16 protein-coding genes are annotated in these 14,380 nt (G+C 62.9%); 14 read left to right on the top strand and 2 right to left on the bottom strand.

Annotated features, from left to right (window positions below; genetic code table 11):
* Positions 1-4 precede the first annotated feature (4 nt).
* Positions 5-907 (bottom strand): 4-hydroxyphenylacetate catabolism regulatory protein HpaA, encoded by a 903-nt coding sequence (gene hpaA / locus V6607_RS12220; RefSeq protein ID WP_003209891.1) that lies wholly within the window; start codon positions 905-907, stop codon positions 5-7.
* A 143-nt stretch (positions 908-1,050) separates the two neighbouring features.
* On the opposite strand from hpaA, the gene V6607_RS12215 reads away from it, so the two are divergent.
* From V6607_RS12215 to hpaI, 8 genes are all read left to right on the top strand, one after another.
* Positions 1,051-1,716: a fumarylacetoacetate hydrolase family protein gene (locus V6607_RS12215; protein ID WP_008437186.1), complete on the top strand. Its 666-nt coding sequence runs from the start codon at positions 1,051-1,053 to the stop codon at positions 1,714-1,716.
* Positions 1,713-2,483, top strand: a complete 771-nt coding sequence (locus tag V6607_RS12210; protein WP_134326178.1) for a fumarylacetoacetate hydrolase family protein — start codon at positions 1,713-1,715, stop codon at positions 2,481-2,483. Before V6607_RS12215 ends, V6607_RS12210 begins: the two co-directional genes overlap by 4 nt.
* 5 nt (positions 2,484-2,488) lie before the next feature.
* On the top strand, positions 2,489-3,949 hold the full coding sequence (gene hpaE / locus V6607_RS12205; RefSeq protein ID WP_134326177.1) for a 5-carboxymethyl-2-hydroxymuconate semialdehyde dehydrogenase: 1,461 nt from the start codon (positions 2,489-2,491) through the stop codon (positions 3,947-3,949).
* Positions 3,950-4,097: 148 nt separating this feature from the next.
* Positions 4,098-4,955 (top strand): 3,4-dihydroxyphenylacetate 2,3-dioxygenase, encoded by an 858-nt coding sequence (gene hpaD, locus V6607_RS12200; protein ID WP_003209884.1) that lies wholly within the window; start codon positions 4,098-4,100, stop codon positions 4,953-4,955.
* 142 nt (positions 4,956-5,097) lie between these two features.
* On the top strand, positions 5,098-5,490 hold the full coding sequence (locus V6607_RS12195; protein WP_087694947.1) for a 5-carboxymethyl-2-hydroxymuconate Delta-isomerase: 393 nt from the start codon (positions 5,098-5,100) through the stop codon (positions 5,488-5,490).
* 51 nt (positions 5,491-5,541) lie between these two features.
* Entirely contained in the window at positions 5,542-6,846 is a 1,305-nt protein-coding gene (locus V6607_RS12190) for an MFS transporter (protein ID WP_008437183.1), read from the top strand.
* Between the two features lie 10 nt (positions 6,847-6,856).
* Complete coding sequence (hpaH, locus tag V6607_RS12185; protein WP_003209880.1) at positions 6,857-7,660, top strand: 2-oxo-hept-4-ene-1,7-dioate hydratase; 804 nt, start codon at positions 6,857-6,859, stop codon at positions 7,658-7,660.
* A gap of 18 nt (positions 7,661-7,678) precedes the next feature.
* Entirely contained in the window at positions 7,679-8,479 is an 801-nt protein-coding gene (gene hpaI / locus V6607_RS12180; protein ID WP_134326175.1) for a 4-hydroxy-2-oxoheptanedioate aldolase, read from the top strand.
* 132 nt (positions 8,480-8,611) lie between these two features.
* Here the strand turns inward: hpaI and hpaR are convergent, their stop codons facing one another.
* Positions 8,612-9,034 carry a homoprotocatechuate degradation operon regulator HpaR gene (gene hpaR / locus V6607_RS12175; RefSeq protein ID WP_003209875.1) on the bottom strand — a complete coding sequence of 141 codons (423 nt, stop codon included), beginning with the start codon at positions 9,032-9,034 and terminating at the stop codon, positions 8,612-8,614.
* Positions 9,035-9,229: 195 nt separating this feature from the next.
* Between hpaR and V6607_RS12170 the strand changes: the two genes are divergently transcribed.
* The 6 genes from V6607_RS12170 to V6607_RS12145 all read left to right on the top strand — a co-directional run bounded on the left by V6607_RS12170 (position 9,230) and on the right by V6607_RS12145 (position 14,206).
* Positions 9,230-10,528, top strand: coding sequence for an FAD-binding oxidoreductase (locus V6607_RS12170; RefSeq protein ID WP_008437180.1), 1,299 nt, complete (start codon positions 9,230-9,232; stop codon positions 10,526-10,528).
* A 146-nt stretch (positions 10,529-10,674) separates the two neighbouring features.
* Positions 10,675-11,040 carry a cupin domain-containing protein gene (locus tag V6607_RS12165; protein ID WP_134326174.1) on the top strand — a complete coding sequence of 122 codons (366 nt, stop codon included), beginning with the start codon at positions 10,675-10,677 and terminating at the stop codon, positions 11,038-11,040.
* A gap of 51 nt (positions 11,041-11,091) precedes the next feature.
* The gene (locus tag V6607_RS12160) at positions 11,092-11,751 is read left to right on the top strand and encodes a LuxR C-terminal-related transcriptional regulator (RefSeq protein ID WP_134326173.1); all 660 of its coding nucleotides are present in this window, start codon (positions 11,092-11,094) and stop codon (positions 11,749-11,751) included.
* A gap of 86 nt (positions 11,752-11,837) precedes the next feature.
* The gene (locus V6607_RS12155; RefSeq protein WP_134326172.1) at positions 11,838-12,659 is read left to right on the top strand and encodes a molybdenum cofactor biosynthesis F family protein; all 822 of its coding nucleotides are present in this window, start codon (positions 11,838-11,840) and stop codon (positions 12,657-12,659) included.
* Complete coding sequence (locus V6607_RS12150; RefSeq protein WP_134326171.1) at positions 12,652-13,452, top strand: SDR family oxidoreductase; 801 nt, start codon at positions 12,652-12,654, stop codon at positions 13,450-13,452. Before V6607_RS12155 ends, V6607_RS12150 begins: the two co-directional genes overlap by 8 nt.
* Positions 13,445-14,206, top strand: coding sequence for an SDR family oxidoreductase (locus V6607_RS12145; protein ID WP_003209865.1), 762 nt, complete (start codon positions 13,445-13,447; stop codon positions 14,204-14,206). The genes V6607_RS12150 and V6607_RS12145 overlap by 8 nt, the downstream gene beginning before the upstream one ends.
* The last annotated feature ends 174 nt before the right edge of the window (positions 14,207-14,380 follow it).

The following is a 14,380-nucleotide window of genomic DNA, read 5'->3' as shown; positions in this document are numbered from 1 at the left end:
CACCTCAGCGCAACCCCGATTGACGCTGGCGGTATTCCCCCGGCGTCATTTGCGCGTAGCGCTGGAAGAACCGGCTGAAATACGCCGGGTCCTTGAACCCCAGCTGGTAGCAGATTTCATTCGCCGAACTGCCGGTGAACAGCAGCAGGCGCCGGGCCTCCTGCATCAGCCGCTCCAGAATCAGGCGCTTGGACGGCAGGTCGGCGATGCGTCGGCACACCTCGTTGAGCCGCGCTTCAGTGACGCCGATACCGTCGGCATAGCGCGACAGCGGCCAGTGTTGCAGGTAGTGGTCTTCGATCAGTTCGTTGAAGCGGTGAAAAATCCGCAGGTCTTCGTGACGTGCAGGGCGGGCTTCCAGGGAATTGGCGCAGAGCCGCAGCAGGCTGATCATGATCAGGCGCGTCAGGCTGTCCAGCGCCGAACCGCGCCCGCTGGCCTGGGCGTTGATCTCGCTGCACAGCTCATCAAACAGGAATTCCAGGCGGCGCACTTCGGGCTGAAACTCCGGCGCCAGGCGCGCCAACGCCACACAGGCCGCCGGCAATTGCGCGCCGGGGGCCAGGCTTGGGTCGGCGTCAATCAAGGCCCACACCAGTTGCTGGCGCACGGTCAGCACATGGCCGTCGGCGTCGGCTTCGGTGACGAAGGAATGCGCCACCGTCGGCGGCGTGAGGAAAAACATCGGCCCGGATTCGAGGTACTGCTGGTCGTCCAGGTAGACCCGCACCGCGCCGGTCTTGACGTAATGCACCTGGAAAAACCGGTCATGGCGATGCACCGGCATGTTGCGGCCAAAAAATCCCGCCAGGTTGCCGAGCCGGTCGTAGTGCACCTCGGCATCGCTGTAACGCTGGTCGTAGACCTGCCCGATGTTGATGTTGGGGATCGGCTGACGATCGCTCATCACTGCATTCTCTTTGTTGTTTTGACTGCCCTGAAATATTGCCACGCTTGACGATAGTTAACATCTTAATTATAACGTTAACAGGTTAACGAATTTCCCACGGTGCAGGTCCGAATCTGCCCCGCCACTGCCAGGAGAAAAGCATGAGCCGTGCCCTGCATGATGTTGCGAACGGCACCCTGTTCGGCGTTGCGCTGAACTACCAGGGGTTGCTGAACCAACGTCTCGCCGAATTCGAACAAGCGCCTTACCAGAAGCCACCGGTGAAGCCGGTGCTGTTCATCAAGACGCCCAATACCCGCAACGGCCACGACGGCGTGGTGCTGCACCCACAGGGTGAACGCCTGCAACCGGGCCCGGCACTCGGGGTGGTGATTGGCAAGAGCGCCAGCCGGGTCAGCGTCGAAAATGCCCTGGAGCATGTGGCGGGCTACACCATCGTCAATGAGTTCAGCCTGCCGGAAGACAGCTACTACCGCCCGGCGGTGAAAGCCAAGTGCCGGGACGGTTTCTGCGCATTGGGCCCGGAACTGGTGGCCCGCGACCAGGTCGCCAATCCGCATCAATTGAGCGTGAAGCTGTTCGTCAACGGTGAACTGCGCCAGCAAAACTCCACCGCCAACTTCGTGCGCAGCCTGCCGCAGTTGATCGCCGAGATCAGCGAGTTCATGACCCTGCACGAAGGCGATGTGCTGATCACCGGCACCCCCGAAGGCCGGGTGGACGTGCAACCCGGCGACACGGTTGAAGTCGAGATCAGCGGCCTGGGCCGCCTGGTCAACCACATCAAGGCAGAGGAGCTGTCATGAAACACGCCCGTATTCGCTTTGAAGGTGAAGCCCACCAGGTGCTGGTAGAAGCTGAAAACGCCGTGCGCCTGGCCGACGGTCGCCTGCTGGCCGAAGACCAGGTCGAATGGCTGCCACCGGCCACCGGCAGCATGTTTGCCCTCGGCCTGAACTACGCCGACCACGCCGCCGAACTGGCCTTCAAGCCACCGACTGAACCGCTGGCGTTCATCAAGTCCCCCGGCACCTACACCGGCCACAACCAGGTGACCTGGCGCCCGGACAACGTCGCCTACATGCACTACGAGTGCGAACTGGTGGCGGTCATCGGCAAGCCTGCGCGCAACGTCAAGCGCGAGAACGCCCTCGAGTATCTGGCCGGCTACACGGTGTGCAACGACTACGCGATCCGCGACTACCTGGAAAACTACTACCGCCCCAACCTGCGGGTGAAAAACCGCGACGCCACCACGCCCGTGGGCCCATGGATCGTGGATGTCGCCGACGTGCCGGACCCGAGCAACCTGAAGCTGCGCACCTGGATCAACGGTGAACTGCGCCAGGAAGGCAGTACGAAAGACATGATTTTCGACATCCCGTATTTGATCGAGTACCTGTCCAGCTTCATGACCCTGCAGCCCGGCGACATGATCGCCACCGGCACCCCGGAAGGCCTGGCGGATGTGGTGCCGGGGGATGAAGTGGTCGTGGAAGTGGAAGGCGTCGGTCGCCTGGTCAATCGAATTGTCAGCGAGGCGGAATTCTTCTCCGCCCGTAAAGAGGCTTGAGCAACATGATCAAACACTGGATCAACGGCCGTGAGGTCGAGAGCAAAGACACCTTCATCAACTACAACCCGGCCACCGGCGAAGCCATCGGTGAAGTCGCCAGCGGTGGGGCCGAGGAAGTGGCGCAGGCGGTAGCGGCCGCCAAGGAAGCCTTTCCGAAGTGGGCGGGAACGCCGGCCAAGGAACGGGCCCGCCTGATGCGCAAGCTCGGTGAGCTGATCGAACAGAACGTGCCGCACCTGGCCGAACTGGAAACCCTCGACACCGGCCTGCCGATCCACCAGACCAGGAACGTGCTGATTCCCCGGGCGTCCCACAACTTCGATTTCTTCGCCGAAGTCTGCACCCGCATGGACGGCCACAGTTACCCGGTGGACGACCAGATGCTCAACTACACCCTGTACCAGCCGGTGGGCGTGTGCGCGTTGGTGTCGCCATGGAACGTGCCGTTCATGACCGCCACCTGGAAGACTGCGCCGTGCCTGGCGCTGGGCAATACCGCGGTGCTGAAGATGTCCGAGCTGTCGCCGCTGACGGCCAATGAACTGGGGCGCCTGGCGGTCGAAGCCGGGATTCCCAACGGCGTGCTGAACGTAATCCAGGGCTACGGCGCCACCGCCGGTGATGCGCTGGTGCGCCACCCGGACGTGCGGGCGATTTCCTTCACCGGCGGTACCGCCACCGGCAAGAAAATCATGCAGACCGCCGGGCTGAAAAAGTACTCCATGGAACTGGGCGGCAAGTCGCCGGTGCTGATCTTTGAAGACGCCGACCTGGACCGCGCCCTCGACGCGGCACTGTTCACCATCTTCTCGCTCAACGGTGAGCGCTGCACCGCCGGCAGCCGGATCTTCATTCAGGAGAGCGTGTACCCGCAGTTCGTCGCCGAATTTGCCGCCCGCGCCAAACGCCTGATCGTCGGCGACCCACAGGACCCGAAGACCCAGGTCGGCTCGATGATCACCCAGGCCCACTACGACAAGGTCACCGGCTACATCAGGATTGGCCTCGAAGAAGGCGCCACCCTGCTGGCCGGTGGCCTGGAACGCCCGGCCAACCTGCCGGCGCACTTGAGCCGCGGGCAGTTTATCCAGCCGACGGTGTTTGCCGATGTGCACAACAACATGCGCATCGCCCAGGAAGAGATCTTCGGGCCGGTGGTGTGCCTGATCCCGTTCAAGGACGAAGCCGAAGCGCTGCAACTGGCCAACGACACCGAGTACGGCCTGGCGTCCTATATCTGGACCCAGGACATCGGCAAGGCGCATCGTCTGGCCTACGGCATCGAAGCCGGCATGGTGTTCATCAACAGCCAGAACGTGCGGGACTTGCGCCAGCCGTTTGGTGGGGTAAAAGGTTCCGGCACCGGCCGTGAAGGCGGCCAGTACAGCTTCGAAGTGTTTGCCGAGATCAAGAACGTGTGCATTTCCATGGGCAGTCATCACATCCCGCGCTGGGGTGTGTAACCCGGATATAACAACGCTACCTGTAGGAGCGAGCTTGCTCGCGAAGAACCCGCAGGCGCCGCGGGCTAACAGAAGTGCTGCGTTATCGTTGACGTTTTTCGCGAGCAAGCTCGCTCCTACAAAAGAATAAATACTCAGGAGAATGATCATGGGCGAAGTGGTTCTGGCAGCGAAGATCTGCCACGTCCCCTCGATGTACCTGTCGGAACTGCCCGGCAAGCACCACGGTTGCCGCGAAGCAGCCATCGCCGGGCACAAGGAAATCGGGCGGCGCGCCCGTGAACTGGGGGCCGACACCGCGGTGGTGTTCGACGTGCACTGGCTGGTCAACAGCGGCTATCACGTCAACTGCGGCGAGCATTTCAAGGGCACCTACACCAGCAACGAGCTGCCGCATTTCATCAAGAACATGGAGTACGAGTACCCGGGCTGCCCCGAGCTGGGCGAGTTGATCGCCGCCGAGGCCAACCTGGCCGGCGTGCGCACCATGGCCCACAACATCCCGAGCCTGGAGCTGGAATACGGCACCCTGGTGCCGATGCGCTACATGCACATGGGCGTGCCGGACGCGCAGAAGTTCGACGTGATCTCGATTGCCGCGTGGTGCGCCTGGCACCGCCTGGAAGACAGCTTTGCGTTCGGCGCCGCCGTGCGCCGGGCGATCGAGAAAAGCGACCGCAAAGTCCTGGTGCTGGCCTCGGGCTCCCTCTCCCACCGTTTCTCGGACGACCGCGAAGCCGAAGCCAACATCCACAACTGGACCCGTGAATTCGACAAACAGATGGACCTGCACGTGGTGGAGATGTGGAAGCAAGGCCGCTTCAAGGAGTTCTGCGCAATGCTGCCGGACTACGCCGAGCACTGCTTCGGCGAAGGCAAGATGCACGACACCGCGATGCTCCTGGGACTGCTGGGCGGGCCGGACTACAACCAGCCGGCCGAGATCATCACCCAGCCGTTCGGCAGTTCGGGCACCGGGCAGATCAATGCCATTTTCCCTTTATGAGCCTTGGTGAAGATCACCTGTAGGCGCTGGCTTGCCTGTGATGCAGGCACCTCGGTGTATCTGTCGCACCGAGTTGATGCCATCGCAGGCAAGCCAGCTCCTACAAGGAATTCGCTGTACCTCACCCCAAGAGGAGATACACATGCCGCACTTCATCGCCGAATACACCGACAACATCGAGCAGCAGGCCAACCTGCCGGCCCTGTTCGAGCAGGTTCACGCCGTGCTGGGGGACAGCGGCGTGTTTCCCCTGGGGGGCATCCGCAGTCGCGGAGTGCGCCTGGACACCTGGCGCATGGCCGACGGCAAGCATGACTACGCCTTCGTCCACATGACCCTCAAGGTCGGCCACGGGCGCGACCTGGAAACCCGCAAGGCGGTGGCCGAAGCCCTGTTCAAGGTCATCACCGAACACTTCGCCGAGCTGCAATCCCAGCGGCTGCTGGCGTTGTCGTTCGAGATGATCGAGCTGCACCCCGAGCTGAATTTCAAGCAGAACAACGTGCACGCATTCCTGAAGAACCAGGCGGGCTGAGCACAGCCCACCTTTCCGCCCATGGCCACTCAAACAAAAAAGAACAACATCATGAGCACAGCCAATACCGCCGACAGCACCACCCTGATCGAACATCAGCGCACCCACAGCATCGTCACCTGGCGACTGATGCCGTTGCTGCTGATCTGCTACCTGTTTGCCCACCTGGACCGCATCAACATCGGCTTCGCCAAGATGCAGATGAGCACCGACCTGCACTTCAGCGACACGGTGTATGGCCTCGGTGCCGGCCTGTTTTTCATCGCCTACGCGCTGTTCGGCGTACCCAGCAACATGGCCCTGGACCGGGTCGGCCCACGGCGCTGGATCGCCTGCCTGATGGTGGTGTGGGGCGTGCTCTCCACCAGCATGCTGTGGATCGAAAGCTCCACGGGCTTCTACGTGCTGCGCTTTCTGCTGGGGGTGGCCGAAGCCGGCTTCTTCCCGGGGATCCTGGTGTTCCTCAACCGCTGGTACCCGGCCCGCCGCCGCGCGCAAGTCACCGCACTGTTTGCGATTGCCGTGCCCATGGCCGGTGTGATTGGCGGCCCGTTGTCCGGTGCAATCCTGGAGAACTTCCATGATTTCGGCGGGCTGCGGGGCTGGCAGTGGATGTTCCTGATCGAAGGCGCCCCGGTGGTGCTGCTCGGCCTGGTCGTCCTGAAATACCTGCCCGACAGCTTCGAAACCGTGAAATGGCTGGAGCCCGCGCAAAAGCAACAACTGCGCGAGCAACTGAGCACCGAAGAACAGCGCAAATCCATCACCTCCTTCGGCGGCATCCTGCGTGACCCGCAGGTGTGGCTGCTGGTGGCGGTGTACTTCGCGGTGATGCTGGCGGTGAACACCCTGGCGTTCTGGATGCCCACTCTGATCCACGGCGCCGGCATCGGCCGCGACAGCCAGGTCGGCCTGCTGAGCGCCGTACCGTATCTGGCCGGGTGCTTCTTCATGATCGGCTGCGGGCGCTCGTCCGACCGCAACCGCGAACGCCGCTGGCACCTGTGCGTGCCGTTGCTGATGTCGGCCATCGGTATTGCGGTGGCCGGGCTCTCGCCCACCAACCCGACCCTGGTGCTGGGCGGCCTGATCCTCGCCGGCATGGGCGCCAGCGCTGCGCTGCCGATGTTCTGGCAATTGCCGCCGGCGTTCCTGTCCAACAGCACCCAGGCGGCCGGCATCGCGCTGATCAGCTCGTTCGGCAGCATCGCTTCGTTCCTCGCGCCCTACCTGATCGGCTGGATGCGCGACACCACCCAAAGCGCGAGCCTGGCCCTGTACGTGCTGGCGCTGCTTATCGCCCTCGGCGGCCTGCTGGTGCTGCGCACCCATGCGGCCATCGTCAATCCCCAGTAGAGATTTTGTCATGCTTGATCAAGCCCTTATTCAGCAAGCCGCCGCCCGCCTCGACCAGGCCGAGCGCTCCCGTGAACAGGTGCGCCAGTTTTCCCTGGATCACCCGAACATCACGATTGAAGACGCCTACGCCATCCAGCGCGCCTGGGTGGCCCGGAAAATCAAGGACGGGCGCAAGCTGGTCGGGCACAAGATCGGCCTGACGTCGCGGGCGATGCAGGTGTCGTCGAACATCACCGAGCCGGATTACGGCGCCCTGCTCGATGACATGTTCTTCGACGAAGGCACCGACATCCCCTTCGAGCGCTTCATCGTGCCGAGGGTGGAAGTGGAACTGGCGTTCATCCTCGGCAAGCCGCTCAAGGGCCCAAACTGCACGATTTTCGATGTGCTCGATGCCACGGAATGGGTGATCCCGGCGCTGGAAATCATCGACGCCCGCATCCAGCAGATCGACCCGCACACCAACGCCACCCGCAAGGTGTTCGACACCATTTCCGACAACGCCGCCAATGCCGGCGTGGTGATGGGCGGCCGCGCCGTGCGCCCCACCGAGATCGACCTGCGCAAGGTGCCGGCGGTGCTGTACCGCAACGGGGTGATCGAAGAGTCCGGGGTGTCGGCTGCGGTACTTAACCATCCGGCCAAGGGCGTGGCCTGGCTGGCGAACAAACTGGCGCCGTACGACGTCACCCTGCAACCCGGCCAGATCATCCTCGGCGGCTCCTTCACCCGCCCGGTGGCGGCGAATCCGGGTGACACCTTCCATGTCGACTACGACATGCTGGGTTCCATCTCCTGCCGCTTTGTCTGAATACTGGAGGACTGTTTCATGGACATGCCCATCAACCGTTTCAAGCAGCGCCTGCAACGTGGCGAGACCCAGATCGGCCTGTGGCTCGGTTTGGCGGACGCTTATTGCGCCGAACTGGCGGCGAATGCCGGGTTCGACTGGCTGCTGATCGACGGCGAGCACGCGCCCAATGACCTGCGCGGCATGCTCGGCCAACTGCAGGCTGTCGCGCCTTATGACAGCCAACCGGTGATTCGCCCGGTGATCGGCGATACGGCGTTGATCAAGCAGGTGCTGGATATCGGCGTGCAGACGCTGTTGGTGCCGATGGTGGAGACGGCTGACCAGGCACGGCAGCTGGTGCGGGCGATGCGTTATCCACCGGGTGGTATACGGGGCGTGGGCAGCGCGCTGGCGCGGGCGTCGCGCTGGAACAGTATTCCCGGTTACCTGGATGAGGCCGATGCGCAGATGTGCCTGCTGGTGCAGATCGAGAACCGTGAAGGCCTGGACAACCTCGATGCGATTGCTGCGGTTGACGGAGTGGACGGGGTGTTTATCGGGCCGGCGGATTTGAGTGCGGCCATGGGGCATCGGGGGAATCCCGGGCACCCCGAGGTGCAGGCGGCGATTGAGGACGCCATCGTAAGGATTCAAAAAGCCGGCAAGGCGGCGGGCATCTTGAGTGCGGATGAGAAACTGGCGCGGCGGTATATCGAGCTTGGGGCGGCGTTTGTGGCGGTAGGGGTGGATACGACGGTGTTGATGCGCGGGTTGCAGGGGTTGGCGGCGAAATTCAAAGACACCGCAACACCGGCCATTACCGGCGGCGTGTACTGACGCTCTGAAACCACAAAGATCCAAAATGTGGGAGCGGGCTTGCTCGCGAAAGCGGTGTATCAGTGCCAGGTTTGTTGGCTGACCCACCGCATTCGCGAGCAAGCCAGCTCCCACATTTGGATCGGCGGTGTGTCAGCGCTTGATAGTCTTCAACTCATCCAGCAACCCCAGCAACACCTGCAACTTCTCCTCCCCGAACTGCTCCTGCAACCGCTGGTAATTCTCCTCCATGCACTGGCTCATCGACTCGAAACTGGCCTTGCCCTTCTCCGCCAGCGTCACCAGCACCCGCCGCTGATCCTGCTCGGCCTTGCGCCGGTGCACCATCCCCGCCGCCTCCATGCGTACCAGCACGCCGGTCATGCTCGGCTTGAGAATGCACGCCAGTTCCGCCAGTTGGTAAATCTCCAGCTCGTCATGCTGGCTGAGAATTCGAATAACCCGCCATTGCTGCTCGGTCAGCCCATGCTCATTCAGCGAGGGCCGGAAAAAACTCATGGCCGCTTCACGGGCCTGAAGCAAGGTCAGGGTCAGGGATTGTCTGGGTTTCAACATAGGCTCAGGGTCACGATAGATTTAGTTAATGTTTTAACGAAACTCTAACACTCTCCTCCCCACCTCACGCTATAACTTGTGAAGCCGGCGAAGGCTCTGGCGCGCAGGATCAAAACCGGCGGCACACAGAATCAAGACATCCAGCGCGCCAACGGCCTTAATACACTCATTAGCTCTTCACTGTCAGGCAGCGCAATGATCAATATCGAAACGCCGACCTATTACACGGCGACCAAGAAATACAACCTCAGCTTCCCCACCCTGGAGCAGGACGTGGAAGCCGACGTGGTGATCATCGGTGGCGGCTTTTCCGGGATCAACACCGCCCTGGAGCTCGCCGAAAAAGGCATCACCAACATCGTCGTGCTGGAAGCGCGTTACCTGGGTTTCGGCGGAACCGGGCGTAACGGTGGGCAGATCATGGCCGGCATTGGCCACGACCTGGAAAAGATCAAGAAGGACGTGGGTGAAGACGGCCTGCGCCAGATCTTCGAGATCAGCGACCTGGGCGCCGACATCATCAAGAACCGCATCGCCAAGTACGACATCGATGCCGACTTCTGCCACGGCTATGGCTACATGGGCTTCAACGCCCGCCAGGAAAAGACCCTGCGCGCCTGGGAGAAAGACTTCAAATCCATCAACACCCAACACGAGATCCGCTTTCTTGGCGGCTCCGACGTCAGGCAGATCATCGGCTCCGACGCCTACAGCAGCGCCCTGCTGCACATGGGCGGCGGGCATGTGCACTCGTTGAACCTGCTGCTGGGCGAAGCCAAGGCCCTGGCCGGCCACGGCGTGCGGATTTTCGAGAACAGCCCGGCGCTGGAAGTCAGTTATGGCGAGCGCATCACCGTGCGCACCGGCCGCGGTTCGGTCAAGGCCAGCAAGCTGCTGTGGGCCTGCGACAGTTTCCTCAACAAGCTGGAGCCGGAACTGCACCGCTCGACCATCAACACCTACGCGTTCCAGATGATGACCGAGCCGTTGCCAGAAGAGCTGATCAACCGTATCAGCCCGATTCGCGGGGCCTACAGCGACATTCGCCCGGTGATCGACTACTACCGCGTCACCAACGAAAACCGCCTGCTGTTCGGCGCCGCCACGCCTTTGGTGGAGCACATTCCCGGCGATTTGAAAGCCTGGAACCGCAACCTGATGCTGAAGATTTTCCCGTACCTCAAGGACGTGAAGATCGACCTGGCCTGGGGCGGCCCGATGGCCTGCAGCCCGAACCTGTTCCCGCAGGTCGGCACCTTGCCCGGGCGCAGCAACGCGTTCTACGTGCAGGGCTATTCGGGCTTCGGCGTGACCCCAAGCCACATCATCTGCAAGGTGCTGGCCGAAGGCATGAGCGAAGGCTCGGCGCGGTATGACCTGGTCAGCTCGATCCATCGCCCGACCATCATCGGCAAGGACGCGATCCGCCCACTGCTGCTCACCGCCGGCAAGTCCTGGCACCAGCTCTCCGGTTACTGGAACGGCCGCCGCTGACAAACACCCTGTAGGAGCGAGCTTGCTCGCGAAAAACCCAAGGGCGCCGCGTTAATCCAGGACGCCAACGTCATCGTTGACGACCTTCGCGAGCAAGCTCGCTCCTACAGTTGGTCACTAATTTTTTCTCATCAGGAGCAACTGCCATGACCCTCGTTACCCTCAAGAAAGACATCCAGCTATCCGAACTCGACGCCTGGGGCACCGTCGCCGACCTCGGCTCGACCATCCTCGAAGGCGAAGTCCGGGCCTTCGGCAAAATGACCTTCGGTGCCCCCACCGACCCGGTCAGCAGCGCCTATTTCGGCACCACCCAGGGCAAGTTCCGCATGGTCTACCCGTTTGCCGAACAAGCCACCGTGGTCACCGGCGAGGTGGTACTCACCGACGAATCCACCGGCCAGAGCACCCGCTACAAGGCCGGCGACAGCTGGTTCGTGACCAAGGGCACCCCGGTGCTGTGGGACGTGGTCAGCGAAAGTTTCGTCAAACACTACTTCGCCGTGGTGTGATGGCCCCGGCTGCCGGCCCCCGTCGGCAGCCTTTTGGCGCAGGTATCCCCCATGCACGCCCTCCCCTCCCACGAAGTCGCCGGCCAGTGCCTGCAGGCTTTCACCCGCTTGATTCCGGTCAGCCAGGCCGCGTTCTATTGCGTCGACCGCCAGCTGCAAGCCCGGGATTTCCAGTTGCACGGCATGAGCGGCGAAATGCACCGCGACTACCTCGACAACTACCGCCAATTCGACCCGTTGCAACCGCGCAACTGCCTGTCCAGTGGCCTGGCGGTGGTGCCGCTGGGCGTTGCCATGGCCCGCCAGCCGGCGCGGGATACCCGGCGCTATGGGGATTTTCTGCGGCGCTATGGCGTGGTCGATGTGGTGGAGATTTTCGCCCAGCGGGCCGGCCAGCCCCAGGCGGCGATTTCGCTGTTGCGCACCGCCGACCAGGGCGCTTTCACCGGCGAGCAACTGGCCCAACTGAACGCCCTGCAAACCTTGCTGCAACTGGCGGTGGCCAACATGCAGCCCACTGAAGATGCATTGGCCGGTCTCACACCCAAGGAGCGCCAGATCGCCCTGCTGTTGCGCCAGGGCGCCAGCAACAAACAGCTGGCCCAGGAGCTGGATGTCGGCCTGCCCACCATCAAGACCCACCTGATCAACCTGTTTCGCAAGACCGGCGTCAGCAGTCGCACGGAGCTGGTGGGCAGCCTGTTCCTGTAGTTCGCCTCAACCATTCGGTTGATACCAGGGCCTGCTCCCGGGCGCGATGATTCGTGGTGTTCACCCACCCAACCGGAGCATCGCAAATGACCACCCCTTCTGACTGGATCACCGTGGGCGCCCTGGCCGACGGCTTCGCCCCAGAGGCATTTATCCTGCCGAACCTGGCCGACCTGAGCGGCAAGGCCTTCACGCTGCACTTCGCCAATGGCTGGCAGATCGAGCACCGTTTCGAGCGCGACAGGCTCTCCTGGGCTGCAGCCGACGGTCACTCCAGCGGCAGCGCAACCTACCGTGCGACCTCCGTGCGCCCCGGCCTGTACCTGGTGGATTTCATCAAGCGCGAAGGCACGCAGGCCTGGTCGGTCAGCCTGGTGCTCGACACCGCCAGCGCTTCGTTCACCGCTGTGCTCGGGCGCATGCCCACCCAGGAACAAACCCGCGAAGGCCTCTACAGCCGCGCCCTTGCCGGCAAGCCGCTGACGTCGGTGGAAGTGGAATTCCTCCACGGCAGCCTCGACCGCCCGTGGCAGCCAGGCCAATGCCCCCACGCACCAACCACCGACCTGATCGGCCTGCGCAACCAGTATCGCTACAGCCCGAGCGAGGTCTACGAGCACATCTACCTCAACCACCAGTTCTACGCCTGGCAATGCCTCAAGGGTGTCGAGCAAGGCCTGTGCGACACCGACCGCTGCGATTACTACAAGATCGCCGACCAGCTCTACCTGTTCGTCTGGCGCGAAAAAATCATCCCCACCCTCGGCCTGGTGCTGATCGACCTGCAGCAACACCGCAGCGACGGCAAGATCTTCGGCTATGCCGACGCCTCCTTCGATGAGCTATCGAACTTTCCCATCAGCTCCTACTGCCAGGTGCTCAATCGCACGGAGCATCCTGATGACTGAGCCGCGCACGATTGTGATCACCGGGGCTGGCACGGGCATCGGTGCCGCGTGCGCCCGGCTGTACGCCGCCGAGGGTGCGCATGTGGTGCTGATCGGCCGTCGTCGCGAGCCACTGGAGCAGGTCGCGCGGGAAACCGGGGGGTTGGTGTTGGTGGGTGATGCGGCCTGCCCGCAGACCTGGGAGGGTTTTATTGCGCAGATTCGCCAGCACTATGGGCGGATCGACGTGCTGCTGGCCTGTGCGGGCGGCCATGGCGTGGGCAGCGCCACCGGCACCAGCCCGCAGACCTGGGAAGCGGCGCTGCGCAGCAACCTCGACAGCGCCTTCTACAGTGCGCGGGCGTGTTTGCCGCTGCTGCTGGAAAGTGGCGGGAACATCGTGCTGATGGGTTCGATTGCCTCACTGGCTGCCGGGCCCGAGGTGTGCGGCTACACCACGGCCAAGCATGCCTTGCTCGGGCTCAATCGCTCGCTGGCCCGGGATTACGGCCCGCGCGGGGTGCGGGTGAACGCGGTGTGCCCCGGCTGGGTGCGCACGCCGATGGCGGATGAGGAAATGCAGCCGTTGATGGATTTCCATGGCGAGACGCTGCAGCACGCCTATGACCGGGTGTGCGCCGATGTGCCGTTGCGCCGGCCCGCCAGCGCTGAAGAAATCGCCAGGGTGTGCCGCTTCCTGGCCTCCAGTGACGCGTCGATCATTACGGGTGCGACGCTGGTGGCGGACGGAGGCTCAAGCATCGTCGATGTGCCGACGCTGGCCTATGCGCGTATGGAGCAGCGTCATGAATGAAGACCTGGATTTCACTGGCCGCAACGTATTGGTAACGGGTGGCGCCCAGGGTATTGGTCGGGCCATCGTCGAGGCGTTTGCCCTGCGGGGCGCGCGGGTGATGATCGCCGACCTGCAACTGGCAGAGGCGCTCGCGCTGGAGCTGTGCGGGCGCGGCTGCCAGGTGGAAGCGGTGACGGTGGATCTGGCGGATGCGGCTGCGGTTTTCGAGCTGATTGCAGGGGTGGAACACGACTGGGGGCGGCTGGATATTCTGGTGCATAACGCCGGGTATTTTCCGCTGACGCCCTTTGCCGAGATCACTCCGGCGATGCTCGGCCGTACCTTGGCGGTCAACCTCTCGGCGTTGTTCTGGCTGACCCAGGCGGCGCTGCCGATGTTCCGCCGTCAGGGTCGGGGCTGCGTGCTGGTTACGTCGTCTGTCACAGGTCCCCGGGTTGCGTTTCCGGGGTTGAGTCACTATGCGGCGTCGAAGGCCGGGGTCAACGGGTTCATTCGCAATGCGGCGCTGGAACTGGCCGGCTTGAATGTGCGAGTCAACGGTGTGGAGCCCGGCATGATCGCAACCCCGGCCATGGGCAACCTGGGGGATGACCAGGTAAATGCACAGATCGCCAGCCGGGTACCGCTGGGACGGCTGGGCGCACCGTCGGATATTGCCGGGGCAATGCTGTTCCTGGCATCGGACCTGGCAGGCTATATCACTGGGCAGACGCTGGTGGTGGATGGCGGCTCGACCTTGCCGGAGGTTTAACGAAACGTCCTACCGAACTGCCGGATAACCTCTACTCCCCTGCCCTGAGAACCTCTGCAAAGTCCCTCGCCTGATCACACAGCGCGAGGGAACGCCGATGTTTTTTTCGATTAATGCCCTGCCCGATGGGGCTGCCTCTTGAATCCCGCCATAGGCTTTCTGGTCGTGGCGGCG

Source organism: Pseudomonas sp. KK18, assembly GCF_037094675.1.
Classification (GTDB): Bacteria; Pseudomonadota; Gammaproteobacteria; order Pseudomonadales; family Pseudomonadaceae; genus Aquipseudomonas.
Note: the sequence above shows the minus strand (reverse complement) of the source record. Positions and strands in the feature narration are given on the sequence as shown.